Source organism: Promicromonospora sp. NPDC060204 (assembly GCF_042728455.1).
In the GTDB taxonomy this organism is placed as follows: domain Bacteria; phylum Actinomycetota; class Actinomycetes; order Actinomycetales; family Cellulomonadaceae; genus Promicromonospora.
This window is the reverse complement of the sequence record NZ_JBHWZO010000121.1, coordinates 1-18,265: the sequence shown is the minus strand read 5'-3', so window position 1 is coordinate 18,265 and position 18,265 is coordinate 1. Positions and strand designations below refer to the sequence as shown.

General features: G+C 73.8%; 18 protein-coding genes. 5 read left to right on the top strand and 13 right to left on the bottom strand.

Features of this window, described 5'->3' with window-relative positions; translation table 11 throughout:
• Window positions 1–170 precede the first annotated feature (170 nt).
• The gene (locus ACFWEJ_RS16220) at window positions 171–1,322 is read right to left on the bottom strand and encodes a glycerate kinase (RefSeq protein ID WP_377230237.1); all 1,152 of its coding nucleotides are present in this window, start codon (window positions 1,320–1,322) and stop codon (window positions 171–173) included.
• Window positions 1,323–1,348: 26 nt separating this feature from the next.
• Window positions 1,349–2,467: an alanine dehydrogenase gene (gene ald, locus ACFWEJ_RS16215; protein ID WP_377230236.1), complete on the bottom strand. Its 1,119-nt coding sequence runs from the start codon at window positions 2,465–2,467 to the stop codon at window positions 1,349–1,351.
• Between the two features lie 86 nt (window positions 2,468–2,553).
• Between ald and ACFWEJ_RS16210 the strand changes: the two genes are divergently transcribed.
• Window positions 2,554–3,453 carry a LysR substrate-binding domain-containing protein gene (locus tag ACFWEJ_RS16210; RefSeq protein WP_377230235.1) on the top strand — a complete coding sequence of 300 codons (900 nt, stop codon included), beginning with the start codon at window positions 2,554–2,556 and terminating at the stop codon, window positions 3,451–3,453.
• 37 nt (window positions 3,454–3,490) lie between these two features.
• Here the strand turns inward: ACFWEJ_RS16210 and ACFWEJ_RS16205 are convergent, their stop codons facing one another.
• The gene (locus tag ACFWEJ_RS16205) at window positions 3,491–3,958 is read right to left on the bottom strand and encodes a MarR family winged helix-turn-helix transcriptional regulator (protein ID WP_377230234.1); all 468 of its coding nucleotides are present in this window, start codon (window positions 3,956–3,958) and stop codon (window positions 3,491–3,493) included.
• Between the two features lie 137 nt (window positions 3,959–4,095).
• Complete coding sequence (locus ACFWEJ_RS16200; RefSeq protein ID WP_377230233.1) at window positions 4,096–4,857, bottom strand: isoprenyl transferase; 762 nt, start codon at window positions 4,855–4,857, stop codon at window positions 4,096–4,098.
• Window positions 4,858–5,229: 372 nt separating this feature from the next.
• Here ACFWEJ_RS16200 and ACFWEJ_RS16195 point away from each other — a divergent pair, with 372 nt between their 5' ends.
• Window positions 5,230–5,913: a hemolysin III family protein gene (locus ACFWEJ_RS16195; protein ID WP_377230239.1), complete on the top strand. Its 684-nt coding sequence runs from the start codon at window positions 5,230–5,232 to the stop codon at window positions 5,911–5,913.
• On the opposite strand, the gene ACFWEJ_RS16190 is transcribed toward ACFWEJ_RS16195, so the two are convergent.
• From ACFWEJ_RS16190 to mca, 4 genes are all read right to left on the bottom strand, one after another.
• Entirely contained in the window at window positions 5,889–7,019 is a 1,131-nt protein-coding gene (locus ACFWEJ_RS16190) for a nucleoside hydrolase (RefSeq protein WP_377230232.1), read from the bottom strand. The genes ACFWEJ_RS16195 and ACFWEJ_RS16190 overlap by 25 nt on opposite strands.
• A gap of 85 nt (window positions 7,020–7,104) precedes the next feature.
• A complete protein-coding gene (locus tag ACFWEJ_RS16185) occupies window positions 7,105–7,923 on the bottom strand; it encodes a carbon-nitrogen hydrolase family protein (RefSeq protein ID WP_377230231.1) in 819 nt (272 codons plus the stop codon).
• A complete protein-coding gene (locus ACFWEJ_RS16180; RefSeq protein ID WP_377230230.1) occupies window positions 7,916–8,314 on the bottom strand; it encodes a hypothetical protein in 399 nt (132 codons plus the stop codon). Before ACFWEJ_RS16180 ends, ACFWEJ_RS16185 begins: the two co-directional genes overlap by 8 nt.
• On the bottom strand, window positions 8,311–9,198 hold the full coding sequence (gene mca, locus ACFWEJ_RS16175; RefSeq protein ID WP_377230238.1) for a mycothiol conjugate amidase Mca: 888 nt from the start codon (window positions 9,196–9,198) through the stop codon (window positions 8,311–8,313). The genes ACFWEJ_RS16180 and mca overlap by 4 nt, the downstream gene beginning before the upstream one ends.
• A gap of 171 nt (window positions 9,199–9,369) precedes the next feature.
• On the opposite strand from mca, the gene ACFWEJ_RS16170 reads away from it, so the two are divergent.
• Entirely contained in the window at window positions 9,370–9,879 is a 510-nt protein-coding gene (locus ACFWEJ_RS16170; protein WP_377230229.1) for a DUF4307 domain-containing protein, read from the top strand.
• Between the two features lie 205 nt (window positions 9,880–10,084).
• Entirely contained in the window at window positions 10,085–10,567 is a 483-nt protein-coding gene (gene greA, locus ACFWEJ_RS16165; protein WP_108495916.1) for a transcription elongation factor GreA, read from the top strand.
• 72 nt (window positions 10,568–10,639) lie between these two features.
• Here greA and ACFWEJ_RS16160 read toward each other — a convergent pair whose 3' ends face one another.
• The 5 genes from ACFWEJ_RS16160 to ACFWEJ_RS16140 all read right to left on the bottom strand — a co-directional run bounded on the left by ACFWEJ_RS16160 (window position 10,640) and on the right by ACFWEJ_RS16140 (window position 15,519).
• Window positions 10,640–12,118: an RNA polymerase sigma factor gene (locus ACFWEJ_RS16160; RefSeq protein WP_377230228.1), complete on the bottom strand. Its 1,479-nt coding sequence runs from the start codon at window positions 12,116–12,118 to the stop codon at window positions 10,640–10,642.
• Window positions 12,115–12,495, bottom strand: a complete 381-nt coding sequence (locus tag ACFWEJ_RS16155) for a YciI family protein (RefSeq protein ID WP_377230227.1) — start codon at window positions 12,493–12,495, stop codon at window positions 12,115–12,117. Before ACFWEJ_RS16155 ends, ACFWEJ_RS16160 begins: the two co-directional genes overlap by 4 nt.
• Window positions 12,496–12,506: 11 nt before the next feature.
• Window positions 12,507–12,851 (bottom strand): YciI family protein, encoded by a 345-nt coding sequence (locus ACFWEJ_RS16150; RefSeq protein WP_377230226.1) that lies wholly within the window; start codon window positions 12,849–12,851, stop codon window positions 12,507–12,509.
• 131 nt (window positions 12,852–12,982) lie between these two features.
• A complete protein-coding gene (ilvA, locus tag ACFWEJ_RS16145) occupies window positions 12,983–14,242 on the bottom strand; it encodes a threonine ammonia-lyase (RefSeq protein WP_377230225.1) in 1,260 nt (419 codons plus the stop codon).
• A gap of 29 nt (window positions 14,243–14,271) precedes the next feature.
• The gene (locus tag ACFWEJ_RS16140; protein WP_377230224.1) at window positions 14,272–15,519 is read right to left on the bottom strand and encodes an AI-2E family transporter; all 1,248 of its coding nucleotides are present in this window, start codon (window positions 15,517–15,519) and stop codon (window positions 14,272–14,274) included.
• A gap of 225 nt (window positions 15,520–15,744) precedes the next feature.
• Between ACFWEJ_RS16140 and ACFWEJ_RS16135 the strand changes: the two genes are divergently transcribed.
• Window positions 15,745–18,114: a M6 family metalloprotease domain-containing protein gene (locus tag ACFWEJ_RS16135; RefSeq protein WP_377230223.1), complete on the top strand. Its 2,370-nt coding sequence runs from the start codon at window positions 15,745–15,747 to the stop codon at window positions 18,112–18,114.
• The last annotated feature ends 151 nt before the right edge of the window (window positions 18,115–18,265 follow it).

The window sequence follows — 18,265 nt, the reverse complement described above, 5'->3', positions numbered from 1 at the left end:
GCACAGGCCTGTGCCGACCTCGATGCAAGGTGCCGACTTTGCGCGGCAAACTGCCGACCCCACGCCACGAGGTGCGGCCGGCGCGGCAAACTGCCGACCTCAGGGCCGGCCGCCGCTAGCCGCTAGCCGCCGCTCGGCGCTTGCCGCTAGCCGCCGGCCGCCGGCCGCCGCTAGCCGCGCGCGGCGCGGACCAGGCTCGTGACGGCCGCGGCGAGGTCCCGCAGGCGCGGCGCGGTGCGGCCGATCAGGTCGTCCAGCCCCACCGGCCCGGGCGCGATCGAGAACGCGGCGGCGATCCCGGCGGCCCGGGCCTGCGCCTCCGGCAGCAGCACCTGGCCGGCCAGCACCACGACGGGCGGCCGGGTTGGCGACGCCGCGGCGAGGCGCGCGACGCCGTCGGCCACCTTGCCGTTGACCGACTGCGAGTCGAAGGACCCCTCCCCCGTGATCACGAGGTCGGCGTCCGCGAGCGCCGCGGGCAGGCCGACTGCCTCGGCGACCAGCTCGGCGCCGGGGGTGGTCTCGGCGCCGAGCACCGCGATCAGCCCGGCGGGCACGCCGCCGGCCGCACCGGTGCCGGGCAGCCCGGCGACGGCGGTCCCGGTCTCCCGCTCCAGCACGTCGGCCCAGTGCGCGAGGGCGGTGTCGAGGAACTCCGCCTCGCCGTCCCGGGCGCCCTTCTGCGGGCCGAACACGCGGGCGGCGCCCTGCTCGCCGACCAGCGGGTTGGTGACGTCGACGGCGAGCCGCCAGCGCACCTCGCGCGCCCGCGGGTGCAGCCCGGACAGGTCGAGGGCGGTGACGGAGGCCAGCCCCTCGCCGCCGTCGGGCACCTGGTCGCCCTCGGCGTCGAGGAGCCGGACGCCGAGACCGGTGAGGATGCCCGCGCCGCCGTCCGTGGAGGCGGAGCCGCCCAGGCAGACGAGCACCTCGGCCGCGCCCGCGTCGAGCGCCGCGCGCGCCAGATCACCGGTGCCGCGCGTGCTCGCGTGCAGCGGCTGCAGGGGCACGTCGGAGACGCCGGGCAGGCCGCTGGCCTCGGCGAGCTCGACCACGGCGGTGCGCCCGTCGGGCGAGAGCGCCCACCGGGCCGACGTCGGGCGCCCGATCGCGTCCACCGTCGCGGTGACCTCCGCGACGCCGCCCCAGACGGCGAGGAGCGCGTCGAGGGTGCCCTCGCCGCCGTCGGCCATGGGCAGGCGCGTCACGACGGCGCCGGGCGCGGCGTCCAGGACGCCGTCGGCGATCGCGGACGCGACCTCGGACGCGGACAGGCTGCCCTTGAACGAGTCCGGGCAGACGACGATGTGCAGCGGCTCCACGCGCCGATCGTAGGCCGTCGCGGCCGTCAGGCCGCCAGGATCTCGGCCACCGGGACCGCCTCGGCGCCGAACGCCTCGGCCACCCCGGCGTTGGTGATGTGGCCGGCGTGGGTGCTCAGCCCGCGGGCCAGGGCCTCGTCGGCCCGCAGCGCGTCGCGCCAGCCCCGGTCGGCGAGGGCCACCACGTACGGCAGGGTCGCGTTGGTGAGCGCGCGGGTCGACGTCGCGGGCACCGCTCCGGGCATGTTCGCGACGCAGTAGTAGAGGGTGTCGTGCACGGCGAACGTCGGGGCGTCGTGCGTGGTGGGGTGCGAGTGCTCGAAGCAGCCGCCCTGGTCGATGGCGATGTCGACGAGCACGGCACCCGGCTTCATCACCTTGACCATGGCGTCGGTGACGATCTTGGGGGCGGCGGCGCCGGGGATGAGGACCGACCCGATGACCAGGTCCGCGGCGGCGACCTGGTCGGCCACCTCGTACGTCGTCGACACCCGCGTGCCCACGGCCCCGCCGAACCGCGCCTCGATGCGGCGCAGCGCGGGCAGCGACACGTCCAGCACGGTGACGTCGGCGCCCATGCCGAGCGCGTTCGCGGCCGCGTGCTCCCCGGCGACGCCGCCGCCGATCACCACGACCTTGGCCCGGGGCGTGCCGGGCACGCCGCCCATGAGCACCCCCGTGCCGCCGTGCGGCCGCATCAGGTGGTAGGCGCCCACCTGCGCGGACAGGCGTCCGGCGACCTCGCTCATAGGGCTCAGCAGCGGGAGCGAGCGGTCGGCGAGCTGCACCGTCTCGTAGGCGATGGCGGTGGTGCCGGCGGCGAGCAGCGCGTCGGTGCAGGGGGCGGACGCCGCGAGGTGGAGGTAGGTGAACAGGGTCTGGTCCGGGCGCATGAGCGCGTACTCGGGCTCGATCGGCTCCTTGACCTTGACGAGCAGGTCGGCCTCGGCCCAGACCTCCTCGGCGGCGGCGACAGTGCGGGCGCCGGCGAGCCGGTAGGCGTCGTCGTCGAAGCCCGAACCCTGCCCGGCGCCGGCCTGCACCAGCACGTCGTGCCCACGGCGGACCAGCTCGTGAGCACCGGCAGGCGTGAGCGCGACCCGGCTCTCGTTGTTCTTGATCTCCGTAGGAACGCCGATGTTCATAGGGTGACGGTAAGCACCTCGCGGTGTGCGGGTCCAGACCACGTTCCTGAATAGAATGTTCGGCGAACCTGCACAAGGATGTGCCCATGCTCAACCCGTGGCGCCTGCGCCTCCTGCACCAGCTGCACCTGCTCGGTACGGTGCGCGCCGTCGCCGACGCCACGCACCTGAGCCCCTCCAGCGTCTCCCAGCAGCTCTCCACCCTGGAGACCGAGGCCAGGACCCAGCTCTTCGAACGCGTCGGACGGCGCATCCGGCTCACGCCCGCGGGCGTCATGCTCGCCGGCCACGCCGCGCAGATCCTCGACCGCATCGCGGCCGCCGAGGCCGACATCGCGGACCTGCACTCGGAGCCCACCGGGGTGGTGCGGCTCTCGGCGTTCACCAGCGCGTTCCACGGCATCGTCGTGCCCGCCGTCGCGGCCCTCACCGAGGAGTACCCACGCATCTCGGTCCAGCTCACCGAGGCGGAACCCCAGGTCAGCCGGGGTGCACTGCAGCGCGGAGAGGTGGACGTCGCAATCTGCGCGGACTTCCCGGATGCGCCCGTGCCGCCCGACGCCGACCTCGCGCGCCTGCCGCTGACGGGCGACCGCGTGGTGCTCGTGACGGCCCGCGACACCGTGACGGGCGAGCGCTCGGGACGCGTGGACCTCACCACCCTGGCGGGCGAGCCGTGGGCGTTCGAGCACCCCGGGGCGCACCTGGCCGACCTCGCCGAACGCCTGTGCCGACGCGCGGGCTTCACGCCGCGGGCCGTGGCCCGGTTCGAGAGCCACGGCACCCTGCTGAGCCACGTCGAGGCGGGCCTGTCGATCACCCTGCTGCCGCTGCTCGCGGTGCACGACCGCTACGCCGTCCGCACGCTCGACCTCGTCGACCCGCCCCGGCGCGACATCCACCTGGTGGCACGCCGCACGACGCTGGACCGCGCCGCGGTGCGCATCGTCGTGGAGGCGCTCCGCGGCCAGGCGCGAAACGCCTGACCAGCGGGCCTGACCCGGGGCCCGGTCACCGGACCCGTCAGAAGTCGTCGATGTCCGCCTGCGCCCCGCGCAGCGCGTCGGCGAGCTGGCGCAGGTGGTCGAGGTCCTCCGCGTCGAGGGCGGGCCCCACGTAGTGGGCGATGGAGCGCACGTGCCGGCGTCCGAGCTCCTTCTGGGTCTCCGAACCCTCCGGCGTGAGGCTGACCAGCACGCCCCGGCCGTCGTCGGGCGACGGGTGGCGGCGCACCAGGCCGCGCTTCTCGAGCCGCTCCACCATGCGGGACAGCGAGGACTGCGCCATGAGGATGTTCTCGTTGAGCTCCCGCAGCCGCAGCGTCTCGTCGGACGCGAGCGCGAGCGTGAACAGCACGTCGTACTCACGCATGCTGAGGTCGCCCCAGATGTCGTCCGCCAGGAGCCGGCGCATCACCGTCACCTGGGCGCGAAACAACGACTCCCACGCCTCGGCGGCCTCCCGCGCCGAGGGCACCCGTCGCTCGGTCATCAGCGTGCCCACCTTGTCATCTTCGGCACGCTACCTGACTGAACTTTCAGTCACCTACCTGGGCGCGTGGTGGCGAATTTCACCATGCGAATTTCCAGGCGAAACGTGGTAGCGGGCCGTGTCCGGGACGGCTCCGGTCACCGCCCGAGGCGGCGTTCCCGGAGGGAGAAGTCGCGCAGCGCGCGCAAGAAGTCGACACGGCGGAACGCGGGCCAGTAGGCCTCACAGAAGTAGAACTCCGTGTGCTGGCTCTGCCACATGAGGAACCCGCCGATGCGCTGCTCCCCGGAGGTGCGGATGACCAGCTCCGGGTCGGGCTGCCCCTTGGTGTACAGGTGCTCGGCGATGTGCTCGACGTCGATCGACTCCGCGAGGTCCGCGAGCGTGGCCCCGTCCTTCGCGCGCTCGGTGAGGTAGGAGCGGACGGCGTCGGCGATCTCGGTACGGCCGCCGTACCCGATGGCGACGTTGACCTGGAGGCCCTTGACCCCGGCGGTGCGGTCCGCGGCGGCGCGCAGGGCGGCGGCCAGCCGCGCGGGGAGCAGGTCGAGGCGCCCGATGACGCGCAGGCGCCAGCGGCCGGACTCGGAGAGGTCGGAGACGGCGTCCTCGATGATGTCCAGCAGGTTGCTCAGCTCGTCCGCCGACCGGCTCAGGTTGTCGGTGGAGAGCATCCACAGCGTGACGACCTCGATGCCCAGCGACTCGGCCCAGCCGAGGAACTCGGTGATCTTGTCGGCGCCGCGGCGGTGTCCCGTCGCCGCCGTCTCACCGAACGAGCGTGCCCAGCGGCGGTTGCCGTCGAGCATCACACCGATGTGCCGGGGCAGCGTGGCGCCGTGCAGGGCGGACGCCAGGCGTCGCTCGTAGAGGCGGTACAGCGGGCTGGGCAGGCGCACGGATACCTCAGGGGATCGGGCCGTCGGACCCGCGGTGCGCGGTCCGGACGGCAGCTCTGACGCTGGGCTTCGTACCCGGCAGGACGTGGACAAAGGTACCCCTCGCACACGCATGTTCCTGCCGCCCCGGGCCCTTCGAGGGCACTGGACGGGCGACTCCCGCCAACCCGGCGCAGGATCTTCACAAGGCCCCTGTCCGGCCTGCGACCACCTAACCTACGCTAGAGTAAGTTACGCGACCGTAGGTAGTGTCCCGGCACCCGGAGGGGCACCGGTCGCCGACGGTGAGGAGTCCATGTGGTAGCGCAAGCAGACGGGCCTGACCGCTCGGCCGGTCGCCTGGACGAGGTCACGAGCAAGGTCTCGGAGACGCTGCAGGACATCTCCACCTCGGTGTCCTCGACCGTCGAGAAGGTCGAGAAAAAGGTCAAGCCCCGCCTGCGCGGCTGGATCCACGCCGGCACCTTCCCGCTGGCCCTCGCGGCCAGCATCGTGCTGATCGCCCTGGCCCCGACGACGGCGGGCAAGATCTCCGCGTCGGTCTTCGGCCTGAGCGCCTGCCTGCTGTTCGGCGTCTCCGCCGTGTACCACCGCGGCAACTGGTCCCCCCGGACCGAGGCGGTGCTGCGCCGGCTCGACCACACCAACATCTTCCTGATCATCGCCGGGACCTACACCCCGCTCGCGGTGCTGCTCCTGCCCCCGGGCCAGGGCACCGTGCTGCTGGCCATCGTGTGGAGCGGCGCGCTGGTCGGGCTGCTGGCCCGCGTCTTCTGGCTGAACGCGCCCCGCTGGGTCTACGTGCCGGTCTACCTGGCGCTCGGCTGGGTCGCCGTCGCCTACATGGGCCAGTTCTGGGCCACCGGCGGGCCGGCGGTCGTGTGGCTCATCGCCGCGGGCGGCGTGGCCTACACCGCCGGGGCGATCGTCTACGGCACCAAGAAGCCGAACCCGAGCCCCGCCTGGTTCGGGTTCCACGAGATCTTCCACGTGTTCACCGTGCTCGGGTTCGCCTGCCACGTGGTCGCGATCTACCTGGCCAACCTCGCCATCTGATCGTCGGCCGCGGTGCCGTTCAGGCCCTCGCGGAACAGCTCCTCGAAGAGCGCGCCGTCCGCCGTCGTGCCCACGCGCTGGGGCGTCCCGCCCGGGACGCTCACCGTGCGGCCCGACGACGGCCCGTCGAGCACGACGTCGACCGGTCGTACCCGGTAGTCGACGCCCTCACCGGTCACGAGCGACACGGCGGCCAGGGCGTCCCACCAGAACATGACCCCCTGCCCGATCAGCTCCGGCATGCCCGGCTGCGTCACGATGGCGTGCACCGTGCGCGCCTCGTACGTCTCGGCCCCGGCGCCCAGGGCGTCCACGAAGGCGGGCGTGATCGGCACGTGGTTCGTCGCGTCCAGCCCGACGATGCTCACCCGGGCGCGGGGCACGGTGGCGAACACGTGGTCGGCCGCGGGTGGGTCGATCCACATGTTGACCTCCTGGGTGTTGTCGAACCCGGCCGTGGTCGAGCCGAACAGGTTGCCGCCCACGTCGAAGGCCCCGCCCATGACGACGACGCGGCCCAGGCGGTCGCGCAGCGTGCGCGGGCCCATCCGGTCCAGCGCCGCCGACACGTTGCTCAGCGGGCCCGTGGCCAGCACCGTCACCGGAGTCCGCGAGGCGCGGACGGTGGCCGCGATGAGATCGGCCGCCGACGTCGGCCCCGGCACGTCCGGGACGTCCGCGTCGCCGAGGGCGCCCGACAGGACCTGCTCGAACAGCTCGCGCGCCTCCGGCGGCGGCTCGTTGACCCACTCCGGCGACCCGTCCGCGACCGGCACGTCGGGCAGGCCGCAGTCGGCCAGGATGGTGCGCGCGTGGGTGAGCGAGCGCCCGGGCGTGCCCACGCCGTTGTTCACGACCGTGACGGCGCGCAGGTCGATCAGCCCTCGCTTGTCGGCCTGGCAGAGGTACAGCAGGGTCGCGGCGTCGTCGAAGTCCAGGTCGGAGTCGTAGACGACGGGCACGGGCCGGGCGGGCCCGCCGGCGTCGGCCGCACCGGGCCGTGCGACGGCGGCGGCCGGCGTCACCGCGCCACCGGCCACGCCGAGGGCGAGCGCCGCCGACGCGAGTGCGCGAACGCTCGACGAGAACCTCCGGGCGACCACCATGACCCTCTCCCTCCGACGACGGATGGAGCCATGGTGCTCGCGCGGCCGACGCCTGCCCACGACATTCGGCGCTGTCCGAAGGCGCTCAGGCGCCGGTGGGGACGACCGTGTACCGGCGGTTCGCCAGCGACGGGTTGGCCTTGCGCACCTCGGCGAGCGGCGCCGGGTCCAGGTCGACCGTGCGGTAGGCCTGCTCCTCGCCCATCTCCAGCCCGACGACGCCGTCCGGACCCGCGAGCAGCGTGCGGCCCGTGACGCCCTTGCCCGTCATGCCGACGCCGATGACCACCGCGGTGTTCTCGATGGCCCGGGCCGTCAGCAGCGTGCGCCAGTGGTCCGCCTTGAGCGGGCCGGCGACCCAGGCCGCCGGGTACACCAGGACGTCCGCCCCGGCGTCGACCACGCGGCGCGCGGACTCGGGGAACCGCAGGTCGTAGCAGGTCAGCACGCCGAAGGTGAGCCCGCCCAGGCGCAGCGTGACCGGGTCGGCGTCCGCGGGGCCCGGTTCGAGCAGCTCCGACTCCTGGTAGCCGAACGCGTCGTACAGGTGCACCTTGCGGTAGACCCCGGCGAGCTCGCCCGCGCCGTCGACCACCACCAGGGCGTTCGCCGCGCGGACGCCGTCCGAGCCCGGCAGGGTGACGCCGGCGATCACGGCGATCCCGTGCTTGCGCGCCCGGTCCCGCAGGAGCGTGACGAACGGGCCGTCGAGCGGCTCGGCGTGCTCCGGCCCGACCCCGCGGGGGTCGTAGGCCGACGCGTACTCCGGGAGCACCAGCAGGTCGGACCCGACCCGGTCGGCGACCTGGAACGCGTCGGCCGCCGTCTGGCGGTTGGCCGCGTGGTCGTCCGAGACCGCGACCTGGCCGACGGTCACGCGGACGGCGCCGGCCGGGTCAGCCAACGGAGCCGCCGCCGCCCTTGGTGCTGCCGCTCCCGGCGCCGTCGGTACCGGGGGCGCCGTCACCGTCCGGCGTCGAGGCGCCGTCGGTCCCGGCGTCCGGGCCGTCGCCCTCGCCCGCCGCGCCGCCCTCGCCCGGACGGCTGAAGCTGATGACCTCCGGCTCGGGGACCGGCAGCCCCTGCTGGCGGGCGTTGTGCCCGGCCCGGCGCAGGTGCTTGCTCATGTTCAGGAACAGCAGCACGCACGCGAGGGCCAGCGCGAACGTCACGAGGAAGCCGACCAGACCGGGCGAGACCTGCCACGACTCCAGCCCGGGGCGGAGCTGGCCCTCGGTGGGGTTGGGCGACGGTTCGGTGGCGAGCGCGAGCGCGCCGGCGAACAGGGGGCTCATGCGTGGACCTCCGACCGGACACCCTCGAACAGGTCTTCCTCGTACTCGCCCGGAGCGCGCTCCGGCAGCGGGACGCGCGACTCGGCGAGCTCGTACTCGTCCCAGGGCCAGACGTCGACCTCGAGGTCGCGCGGCACCGCGAAGAAGAACCCGGTGGGGTCGATCTGCGAGGCGTGGGCCGTCAGCGCGGCGTCGCGGTTCGGGAAGTAGTCGGCGACCGGCACCAGCGTGGTCACGGTGCGCTCGGGGATCTCGCGCGCGTCGCGCGACTCGACCCACTCGCCGAACGGCGACTCCAGCCCGGCGCCCTCGATGGCCTCGTGCACCGCGCGGATGCGCTTCATCGAGAACCCGTGGTTGTAGTAGAGCTTGAGCGGCTCCCACGGCTCGCCCGTCCCGGGGTAGCGGTCCGGGTCGCCGGCCGCGGCGAAGGCCTCGAACGACACCTCGTGGCACTTGATGTGGTCCGGGTGGGGGTAGCCGCCGGACGGGTCGTAGGTGGTGATGACGTGCGGCCGGAACTCGCGCACGGCCCGCACCAGCGGCTCCGCCGCCTCTTCCAGCGGGACCAGCCCGAAGCAGCCCTCGGGCAGCGGGGGCAGCGGGTCGCCCTCCGGCAGGCCGGAGTCCACGAAGCCCAGCCACTGCTGACGCACGCCCAGCGCCTCGGCGGCCCGGGCCATCTCCAGCCGACGCACGGCCCGGCGGCCCTCGATCGACTCGAACTCGTGCCCCTCGGGCACCTCGAACGACGGGTTCAGGATGTCGCCCCGTTCGCCCCCGGTGCACGTCACGACGAGGACCTCCACCCCCTCTGCGGCATAGCGGGCCGTTGTCGCGGCCCCCTTGCTCGACTCGTCGTCAGGGTGCGCGTGCACCGCCATCAGACGGAGCGGCTCGCGCTCGGGTACGGACACTGGGTCCTCCTGTGGGGCAGGGACTGGGTCTGGGTCTGAGAGTCGGAGCGTCTGAGAGACAATCACTCTCATGGACCATGATGGTCCACGGACAATCTTGCTACGAACCACCGACACCCCCGATCCGAGCGAGCTGTGATGAGCGACCAGGACCCAGCCGTCCCCACCGGCGACCCGAACGACCCGCGGCCGGACCTCGCCGCGCGCTACGGCCGCGGGAGGACCGGCACGCGGCAGGCCGCCGCGCGGGCCGGGCAGGACGACCCGTGGGACGAGGCCGACGGCGTCCGCCCGCGGCCCAAGCTGTCGGTCGGCGCGCGGATCGCCGTGGCCCTGGCGCTGGCCGCGGGCGTCGCGATCGCCGCGTGGTTCACGATCGTCGACACGCAGCGCGACCCGGTCAGCTTCGTCGACGTCGGCTTCTCCGTGGCGAGCCCGGAGAAGGTCGAGGTGACGTTCGACGTCAGCATGCCGCCCGGGACCGAGGCCGTGTGCACCGTGACCGCCCTCGCCCGGAACTTCGCGGAGGTCGGCGCGGTCGACGTCGAGGTGGGTCCGGAGGAGGCGCGCACCACCCGCCACGTGGTGACGATCGCCACGACGGAGCTCGCCACGACGGGCCTCGTCGACCACTGTGACCTGCGCTGAGAGTTCGCCCTCGGAAATAGATACACCGTCCGCTCACAGCGGAACCGGGGAATGTCTTGGCATGTCTTTCCCGGCAATTGGTATTCTCGTCGTTTCACACGCTGTGTTGACCGGCTGACGCGCGTGCCCGATCCGCTCCGTCGGCCGGGATCTGCGCGCTGCCAAAACTGTGGCTCGAACGAGCAACGACGAAAGGAGAGCCCCCGTGGCCGACGCTTCTGTCACCTGGCTCACCCAGGAGGCGCACGACAAGCTCAAGGCTGAGCTGGAGCATCTCTCCGGCCCTTACCGGTCGGAGATCACCGAGCGCATCGCTGCTGCCCGAGACGAGGGCGACCTCAAGGAGAACGGCGGATATCACGCCGCACGCGAGGAGCAGGCGAAGAACGAGGCACGCATCCTCGAGCTCACCGAAAAGCTTCGTAACGTCCACGTCGGCACGCCGGCGGACGACGGCAAGGTCGAGCCGGGCATGGTCGTGACCGCTATCGTCGCCGGCGACGAGATGAACTTCCTCTTCGGGTCGCGCGAGATGGCCGGGTCCACGGACCTCGACGTCTACTCGCCGACGTCGCCCCTGGGCGCCGCCATCGACGGCAAGTCGATCGGCGCGAAGACGAGCTACCACGCACCCAACGGGAACGACATCCCCGTGGAGATCACGGGGGCCAAGCCCTTCCAGGGCTGATCCCGACCGGAGCTGATCCCGGCAGTCCGACGGGCCCGCCCGGCGTCCGCCCACCGCACGGTGGGACGAGCGTCAGGCGGGCCCGTCGGCGTCTGCGGGCTCGGCGGCTGCCAGCTCGGCGTCTGCGGGCTCGGCGGCTGCCAGCTCCGCGAGCCGCCGGCTCAGGAGCCGCCGGTCCCCCTCCCGGTCCACCTGACCGAGCGCCTGCTCGTACTGGACGGCGGCCTCGTCCGGCCGGCCCGCGCGCCGCAGCAGGTCGGCCCGCACCGCCGGGAGCAGGTGGTAGGCCGCCAGCTCGGGCGCGGACGCCACGGCGTCCAGCTCGGCCAGGCCCGCCTCGGGCCCGCGCAGCATCCCCACCGCGACCGCCCGGTTGAGCGCCACCACCGGCGAGCGCGTCATGTCCAGCAGCACGTCGTAGAGCGCGGCGATCTCGGCCCAGTCGGTCTCGTCGGCGGACGCCGCCCGCGCGTGCAGCGCCGCGATCGCCGCCTGCACCTGGTACGGCCCGGGACGCCGTTTCGCGAGCGCGTCGTCGAGCACCGCGAGCCCCTCGGCGGTCTCGTCCTGCCGCCAGAGCGAGCGGTCCTGCTCCTCCAGCGTGCGGGGCACGGTGCCGGAGGTCGTGCCGTTCGCAGTGCCGGGCGGCGTACCGGACCCCGTGCCGGCCGAGGTGCCGGCCGCCGCGACCGGCCCCAGCCGCGCCGCCCGGCGCGCGTGCTGGAGCAGCAGGAGGGCGAGGAGCCCGCAGGCTTCGGGCTCGTCGGGGAGCAGGCGGGCGACGAGCCGGGCCACCCGCACGGCGTCGTCGGCCAGCGCCCGGCGGGCGGCTGCCCCCGCGACGTCGTCCGCGGGCTCGGCCCACGCGTCGTAGCCCTCGGTGAACAGCACGTACAGCACGGCGAGCACCGCGGAGACGCGCTCGTGCAGCAGCTCGGGCGGCGGCACCCGGAACGCGATGCCCGTGCTGCGGATCTTGCGCTTGGTCCGGGTCAGGCGCTGGGCCATGGTGGCCTCCGGCACGAGGAAGGCCCGCGCGACCTGCGCCGTCGTCATGCCGGTGAGGGAGCGCAGTGTGAGCGCCACGCGACCCTCCAGGGGCAGGGCCGGGTGGCAGCAGGTGAAGACCAGGCGCAGCAGGTCGCCGTCGGGCTCGTCCGGCCCGACGGCGTCCCACGCCGCGCCGTCCAGCGTGCTCACCGCGGCGTCGCCTACCGGATCGGGCTCGGCCGCGGCGTCGTCGACCCCGGGCACCCCGCCGGCCCGGTAGGTGAGCCGGGCCGCGGTGGCGGTCTTCTCCCCCTCCACCTTGCGGCGCCGCAGCCGGTCCAGCGCACGGTTGCGGGCCGTGGTGGTGAGCCAGGCGCCGGGGCGGTCAGGGACGCCGTCGCGCTCCCATGTCCGCAGCGCCACCGCGAACGCCTCCTGCGCGCAGTCCTCCGCGAGGTCGAGGTCGCCCGTGCTGCGCACGACGGCGGCGAGCACCCGGGCCCACTCGTCCCGGAAGGCTGCGGAGACCGCGTCGCCCACGGACGCGTCGGCGGTGCTCATGTCCCGGGCGGCTCGTCGTCGACCGGCCCGTCGACCGGCCCCTCGACCGGCCCGTCGACGGGCCAGTAGGGGTGGACCTCCACCAGGCCGTCGCGCGCCCCGGGGTAGGACGCCGCGATCGCCAGCGCCGCGTCCAGGTCGGGCGCCTCGATGATGTCGAAGCCGCCGATGACCTCCTTCGACTCCGTGAACGGGCCGTCGGTCACGATGGACCGGCCGTCCCGCACGGTGACCCGCCGCGTGTCGGCGGCGGGCCGGAGGCGCGAGCCGGTCACGCGGGTGCCCGACGCGTCGTGGTCGGCCACCCAGCGGTCGAGGTCGGGCGTCGGGCCGCGGTCGGGGACGTCGGGCTCGATCGTCAGCATCAGGTAGCGCACGGGTGCTCCCCTCAGGCCTGGTCCAGCTCGAGCGGCCAGAAGGGACGCAGCTCGATCGCGCCCGTGTGCGCCATCGGGTGGGCGGCGGCGATCCGGATGGCCTCGTCGAGGTCGGGGGCGTCGAGCACGTCGAAGCCCGCGATGACCTCCTTGGTCTCGGAGAACGGGCCGTCGGTGACGATCACCTCGCCGGTGCGGACCTGAACGCCCACGGCGTCCGCGGGCGGGCGCAGCCGGTCGCCGAGCACGGCCCGGCCGGTGCCGTAGGTGTCGCGCACCCAGTCCTCGATCTCGGGCACGTTCTCCGCCTCGGCCGGGGCGTCGGGAGTGGACAGGACGAGCATGAGATAACGCATGGCGTGCTCCCTTCCGGGGGTGGTCCCCGGTCACATGGTGGCGCGGCCGGTCGGCCGCGTCACCCTGACGACGAACGGGAGCACGCCCGCACGACACCCGGACCCGATCAAGATTCAGGTCAGATCACGGGTCAGAACGCGGCGACCTCGTACCCCTCGGACTCCAGCCGCTCCACGACGGCGGACCGGTGCTCCTCGCCCTTGGTCTCGAGCTGCAGGTTGACCGACACCTCGGACACCGAGAGCGAGACGTCGGTGCGCGTGTGGTCCACGGCCACGATGTTGGCGCCGGCGGCGGCTATGGTCTCCACGAGCCGCGCGAGTGCGCCGGGCTTGTCCATCAGCCGCACCTGCAGCTTCAGGTACCGCCCCGCGGCGACCAGGCCGTGCTGCACCACGCGGAGCAGCACGAGCGGGTCGATGTTGCCGCCGGACAGCACCGCGACGACCGGCCCCTGGAACACGCCCGGCCCGGCCGCCATGATCCCGGCGACTCCTGCGGCGCCGGCCGGCTCGACCATCAGCTTGGAGCGCTCCAGCACCGCGAGCAGGGCGCGCGAGAGCTGGTCCTCGGTGACGGTCCGGACCTCGACGCCCTCCTTCTGCACGATCCCGAACGGCACGTCGCCCGGCAGCCCCACCGCGATGCCGTCGGCCATGGTGGCGCCGAGCTTGCCCGCCATCGGCTTGCCGGCCTTCAGCGAGCCGGGGTACGCCGCGGCCGACGCCGCCTGCACGCCCACAACCTTGACGTGCGGCGCGGCCTCGGCCAGCACGGCCGCGATCCCGGCGACCAGCCCGCCGCCGCCCAGCGGCACGACGACGGTGGCGACGTCGGGCACCTGCTCCAGGATCTCCAGGGCGACGGTGCCCTGGCCGGCCACGACGTCGACGTGGTCGAACGGGTGGATGAGCACCCGCCCGGAGCGGGCGGCCTCGACGCGCGCGGCGGCGAGAGCCTCGTCCACGGAGGTGCCCACCATCCGCACCTCGGCCCCGTACCCGCGGGTCGCGGCGACCTTGGGCAGGGCGGCGTCCACGGGCATGTAGACGACGGTGTCGATGCCGAGCATGCTCGCGGCGAGCGCCACGCCCTGCGCGTGGTTGCCGGCGGAGGCCGCGACGACGCCGCGTTCGCGCTCCTCGGGCGACAGGCGTGCGAGCCGCACGTAGGCGCCGCGCACCTTGAACGAGCCGGCGCGCTGCAAGTTCTCGCACTTGAGCAGCACCTTCGTCCCGGCGATCGTCGAGAGCGCGCGGCTCTCGGTCACGGGGGTACGGGTGATGACGCCGTCGAGAAGGTCGGCGGCAGCCCGGGCGTCGTCGGCGGACACCGTGAGGTGACCGCCGTAGGACTCCAGGTCGAACGGATCCAGTGGCACAGCGCGCATGTTGCCCGACTGCGCCGCCAGATGCACGTTCAGAGCTTCGGATCACCCTCCGGCGCGGCCGGCCGCTCGTCGGTGGACACGTCCTCGACGGCGTTCTCGGCCACCACGCCGGGGCTGCGGCGCAGCCTGAGCGGGATGGGCGGTGCGTCGGCGGCGCGCCATCGGATCGGTAGCGCGTCCTCGTCGCCGAGCTCGGGGAACTTGTCGTGCCCGTTGAGGTACAGGATCACGGTGTTCAGGAGCGCCGCGAGCGGCACGGCGAACAGGGCGCCGACGATGCCGGCCGCCAGCGACCCGGCGGCCACCGCGAGGATCACCGCGACGGGGTGCAGCGAGACGGCCTGGCCCATGAGGAACGGCTGGAGCGCGTGCGACTCGATCTGCTGCACCAGCAGCACCACGCCGAGCATGATGAGCGCCGCGACCCAGCCGTTCGAGACGAGCACGACGACGACGGCGATCGCGCCGGTCACGATGGCACCGACCACGGGCACGAACGAGCCGACGAACACCAGGATGGCGATCGGCAGCGCGAGCGACGGGACGAAGAACACCGCGCCGATGCCGATGCCGACGGCGTCCACGGCCGCGACCAGGATCTGCGTGCGGGTGTAGGCGGCGAGCGTCACGGCGCCGCGGCGCCCGGCCTGGTTGACCCGCTCGCGGGCGGACAGCGGGAGCAGCCCGACGATCCAGCCCCAGATGCCGCGCGAGTCGTACAGGAAGAAGAAGGTGCAGAACAGCGCGATCAGGGCGCCCACCAGCACGCTGCCCGCGGTCGCCGCGGCGCCCAGGGCGCCGCTCACGATCGCGCCCTGCTGCGCCTCGAGCTGGTCGAGGATGTCCTTGCTGTAGCTCTCCAGCTCGTTCTCGAGCCCGAACGTGGCCGAGAGCTGCGACCACAGCTCGTTGAACCCGCTGATGGCCTGCGTGCGCAGGTCGGCGAAGCCGTTCGCGATCGACTGCCCCGCCAGCGTGATCAGGCCCGCGACCACCAGGATCAGGCCGATCAGGGAGAGCCCCGCGGACAGGCCCCGCGGGACCCGGAGCCGTTCGTTGAGCACGCGCCGCACCGGCGTCAGCATGATCGTCAGCAGCAGCGCGACCGCCACGGGGACCACGATCGTCTTGAGCAGCGCGAGCAGCCACAGGACCGCCGCGACGAACGCGCCGATCAGCAGCATGCGCCACGACCACGAGGCGGCGGCCCGGATGGCCGGCGGGACGGCGCCCGACTCGTCGGTGCGGGGCGGCGCTGTGGTCTGGCTCGACGTCACGCTTGTCTCCTCGGTCTGCGGCACGGACAACACCCTAGGGGAGCACACCGACACCCGGCCGGCACGCCCACGCGCCGCACGGAAGGTGCACCGGGCGCACACGGATCCGACAGATGTCGGAGGCAATGCCCGACACCTGACCGATGACGCCGCGCGCGGGCCCTCGTAGCCTCGCGGCACGGCCCGGTCCGGGTCGTGCCACGGACGATCGGGAGGGCGACCCGCATGAGGCTCCGACGAGGCACACGACCGGCACCGACCAGCACGACCAGCGGCGGGACCGGCAGCAGAACCGCCCGGCGCGCGGCGGCCGTCGCGGCCGCCGCCGCGCTCGCCGTCCCGCTCACCCTGCCGCTCGCGGGGGCGACGTCGACCGCGGAGGCGACCGGTCCGGCGTCGGGCAGCCCGGTCGCGGCGCCGGACCCGCAGGCCTGGACCGACCAGGCGGAGATGACCTGGGAGGACTACACGCCGGTGCGTCCGGCGCAGTGGGACTCGGCGGAGACCTCGTCGGGCAGCGACGTGCAGTACCGGACGGCGGTGATCCTGCTGGAGTTCGAGGACCAGCCGTTCCTCATCACGCAGGACCCGCAGTCGCACCCGTTCGGCAACCCCGCGAGCGGGTTCCAGCCGGTCGCGCCCGAGGACGTCAACCAGTGGTTCTACGACTACTACGCCACCCCGAACGAGTACAACGGCGGCCAGACCCTGCACGGGTACTGGATGGAGGACAGCCACGGCCGGATCGGCGTCGACGTCGAGGTGTTCGGGCCGTACGAGCTGCCGGGCAAGCTGCACGAGTACGGCTACGACGCGTCGTTCAACGCGCCCGTCGAGGAGTTCTGCCCGCAGGGCGACGAGTGCGGCAAGAACATCCGGCAGGCCGGGTTCGCGGCCTGGCACGAGGACCTGGGCGGCTGCGCGGAGCAGCTCTGCGGCTTCGACAACGCCTTCTGGGTCACGGCGGGGCACGACGAGACCTCCACGTGGGAGGAGTTCGGGCAGATGATGTTCGAGTCGCCCGACGACGTGCCGGACGCCCTGGGACCGCCGCGCGGCCCGGACGGCGAGGCACCGCTGAACCAGAACGGCGAGCCGATGCCGAACTGGGCGCACACCCGGTACGTGGAGTGGACGTCCTGGCAGTCGGCGGCCAACCACTGGCCCAACGCGAGCGGCGGCACCTCGACGCAGGCGGAGAGCTCCGGCCTCAGCGTGTTCGCGCACGAGTTCAGCCACCTGCGCAGCCTCCCGGACAACTACAACAACCCGTTCGCCGACAACACCCGCGCCTACACCGGCTACTGGGAGATGATGAGCCGCGGCTCCTTCAACGGGCCGGGCGGCACCCACAACCGGTGGCAGATCCCGAACGCTGGCGGCTCCGCCCTCGGGCCGCACCACATGCTCCACTTCAAGCAGGACCTCGGCGTGCTCACCGAGGAGGACCAGGTGCTGCTGACCCGGTCGGAGCTCGCGGAGCAGGGCGTGGCGGTCGCCACGCTGCAGGCCCGCTCGGCGGTACCGGTCTCGCAGGGCGGCGCCGGCAAGGTGGGCCTGGAGGTCGCGCTCGACGGCGGGTACGCCGCGGGCCAGTGTGCCGTGGACGTGCCGGAGGACACCGACTTCTGGTGCCCGGACGGCACGGCCTGGACCGACTACACGATGGAGGTCGTGGACCGGGTGGGCAACGACTCGTTCACCGCCGGCCACGGCGTGCTGCTGGCACAGAACCAGCCCCGGAGCACCCCGCGGGAGTGGATCGTCGACGCCAACCCCGCGGACATCGGCCGCATCGACTACTACCGGCCGGACGGCACGCCCGTCCCCGTGGTGCGCGGCGACCCCCGCCAGCTCGACGACGCGACGTTCCACGCGGGCACCGGCTCGGGCAGCTCGTTCGAGTACGTGGACGAGCCGAACGACCTGCACGTGTACGTGTTGGACGCCGCCCGCGACGCCTCCGGCACGCTCACCTACGACGTCGCCGTGCGCAACAGCCAGGCCTCGGGCACGTTCGAGCGCGGGGCGCGGCTCGGCCGGACGGAGCAGCACCCCGTGGGCGCCGGCACCACCCTGGTGAACGTGCCGCTGCGGAACACGGGCGAGGCCGGCGAGGGCGTGCACGGCTCCGACGTGTACCGGGTCTCGGCGTCCGTGCGGGGCCGGGGCTGGGACGTGGCGCTGCCGTACGAGGTGACGGCCGTCGAGGCGGGCGGCACGCTGCCCGTGTCGGCCTGGGCGACGGCGTCGGACGGCGCGGCGCGCTCCGCGACCCTGACGCTCACCGTCACCAGCGAGTCCGACCCGTCCGTCACGGCGACCGTGCGCGTGCCGCTGCGCGCTCAGGCTCCGACGGTGCACTCGTTGTCCCGCCTGGTGGAGGACTACCGGGAGCGCGGCGTGCTCACCCGCGCCGAGGCACAGCGGCTGACGGCGCTGCTCCGCGTCGCGGGCCACGCGCACGGCGGCGCTGCGGACGCGGCGCTGGCCCGGTTCGCGCAGGACGCCGCGGGCCTGGCCGACGTCGGGCAGCGCAACCTCGCCGCCGCGGCGCTGGCCGCTGCGGCCGGCGACCTGCGGGACGCGGGGTGAGCCCACTGGGTGGTCTCCGGCAGGGCGGTCTGCGGCAGGGCGGGCGCTGGCGGGGCGGGCTGCGGCAGGGCGGGCGCTGGCGGGGCGGGCGCGGCCAGGTCGGTCGGTTTAACACAACTACGTGCGGAGACCGACCCAAAACCGTGACAAC

What these genes read in the sequence shown, in the direction of transcription:
- ACFWEJ_RS16170 (WP_377230229.1), top strand. Translation starts at nt 9,370, where the DNA reads ATGAGCGACCAGGACCCAGCCGTCCCCACCGGCGACCCGAACGACCCG.
- ilvA (WP_377230225.1), bottom strand. Translation starts at nt 14,242, where the DNA reads ATGCGCGCTGTGCCACTGGATCCGTTCGACCTGGAGTCCTACGGCGGT.
- ACFWEJ_RS16190 (WP_377230232.1), bottom strand. Translation starts at nt 7,019, where the DNA reads ATGGTGGTCGCCCGGAGGTTCTCGTCGAGCGTTCGCGCACTCGCGTCG.
- ACFWEJ_RS16160 (WP_377230228.1), bottom strand. Translation starts at nt 12,118, where the DNA reads ATGAGCACCGCCGACGCGTCCGTGGGCGACGCGGTCTCCGCAGCCTTC.
- ACFWEJ_RS16205 (WP_377230234.1), bottom strand. Translation starts at nt 3,958, where the DNA reads ATGACCGAGCGACGGGTGCCCTCGGCGCGGGAGGCCGCCGAGGCGTGG.
- mca (WP_377230238.1), bottom strand. Translation starts at nt 9,198, where the DNA reads ATGGCGGTGCACGCGCACCCTGACGACGAGTCGAGCAAGGGGGCCGCG.
- ACFWEJ_RS16210 (WP_377230235.1), top strand. Translation starts at nt 2,554, where the DNA reads ATGCTCAACCCGTGGCGCCTGCGCCTCCTGCACCAGCTGCACCTGCTC.
- ACFWEJ_RS16150 (WP_377230226.1), bottom strand. Translation starts at nt 12,851, where the DNA reads ATGCGTTATCTCATGCTCGTCCTGTCCACTCCCGACGCCCCGGCCGAG.
- ACFWEJ_RS16180 (WP_377230230.1), bottom strand. Translation starts at nt 8,314, where the DNA reads ATGAGCCCCCTGTTCGCCGGCGCGCTCGCGCTCGCCACCGAACCGTCG.
- ald (WP_377230236.1), bottom strand. Translation starts at nt 2,467, where the DNA reads ATGAACATCGGCGTTCCTACGGAGATCAAGAACAACGAGAGCCGGGTC.
- ACFWEJ_RS16135 (WP_377230223.1), top strand. Translation starts at nt 15,745, where the DNA reads ATGAGGCTCCGACGAGGCACACGACCGGCACCGACCAGCACGACCAGC.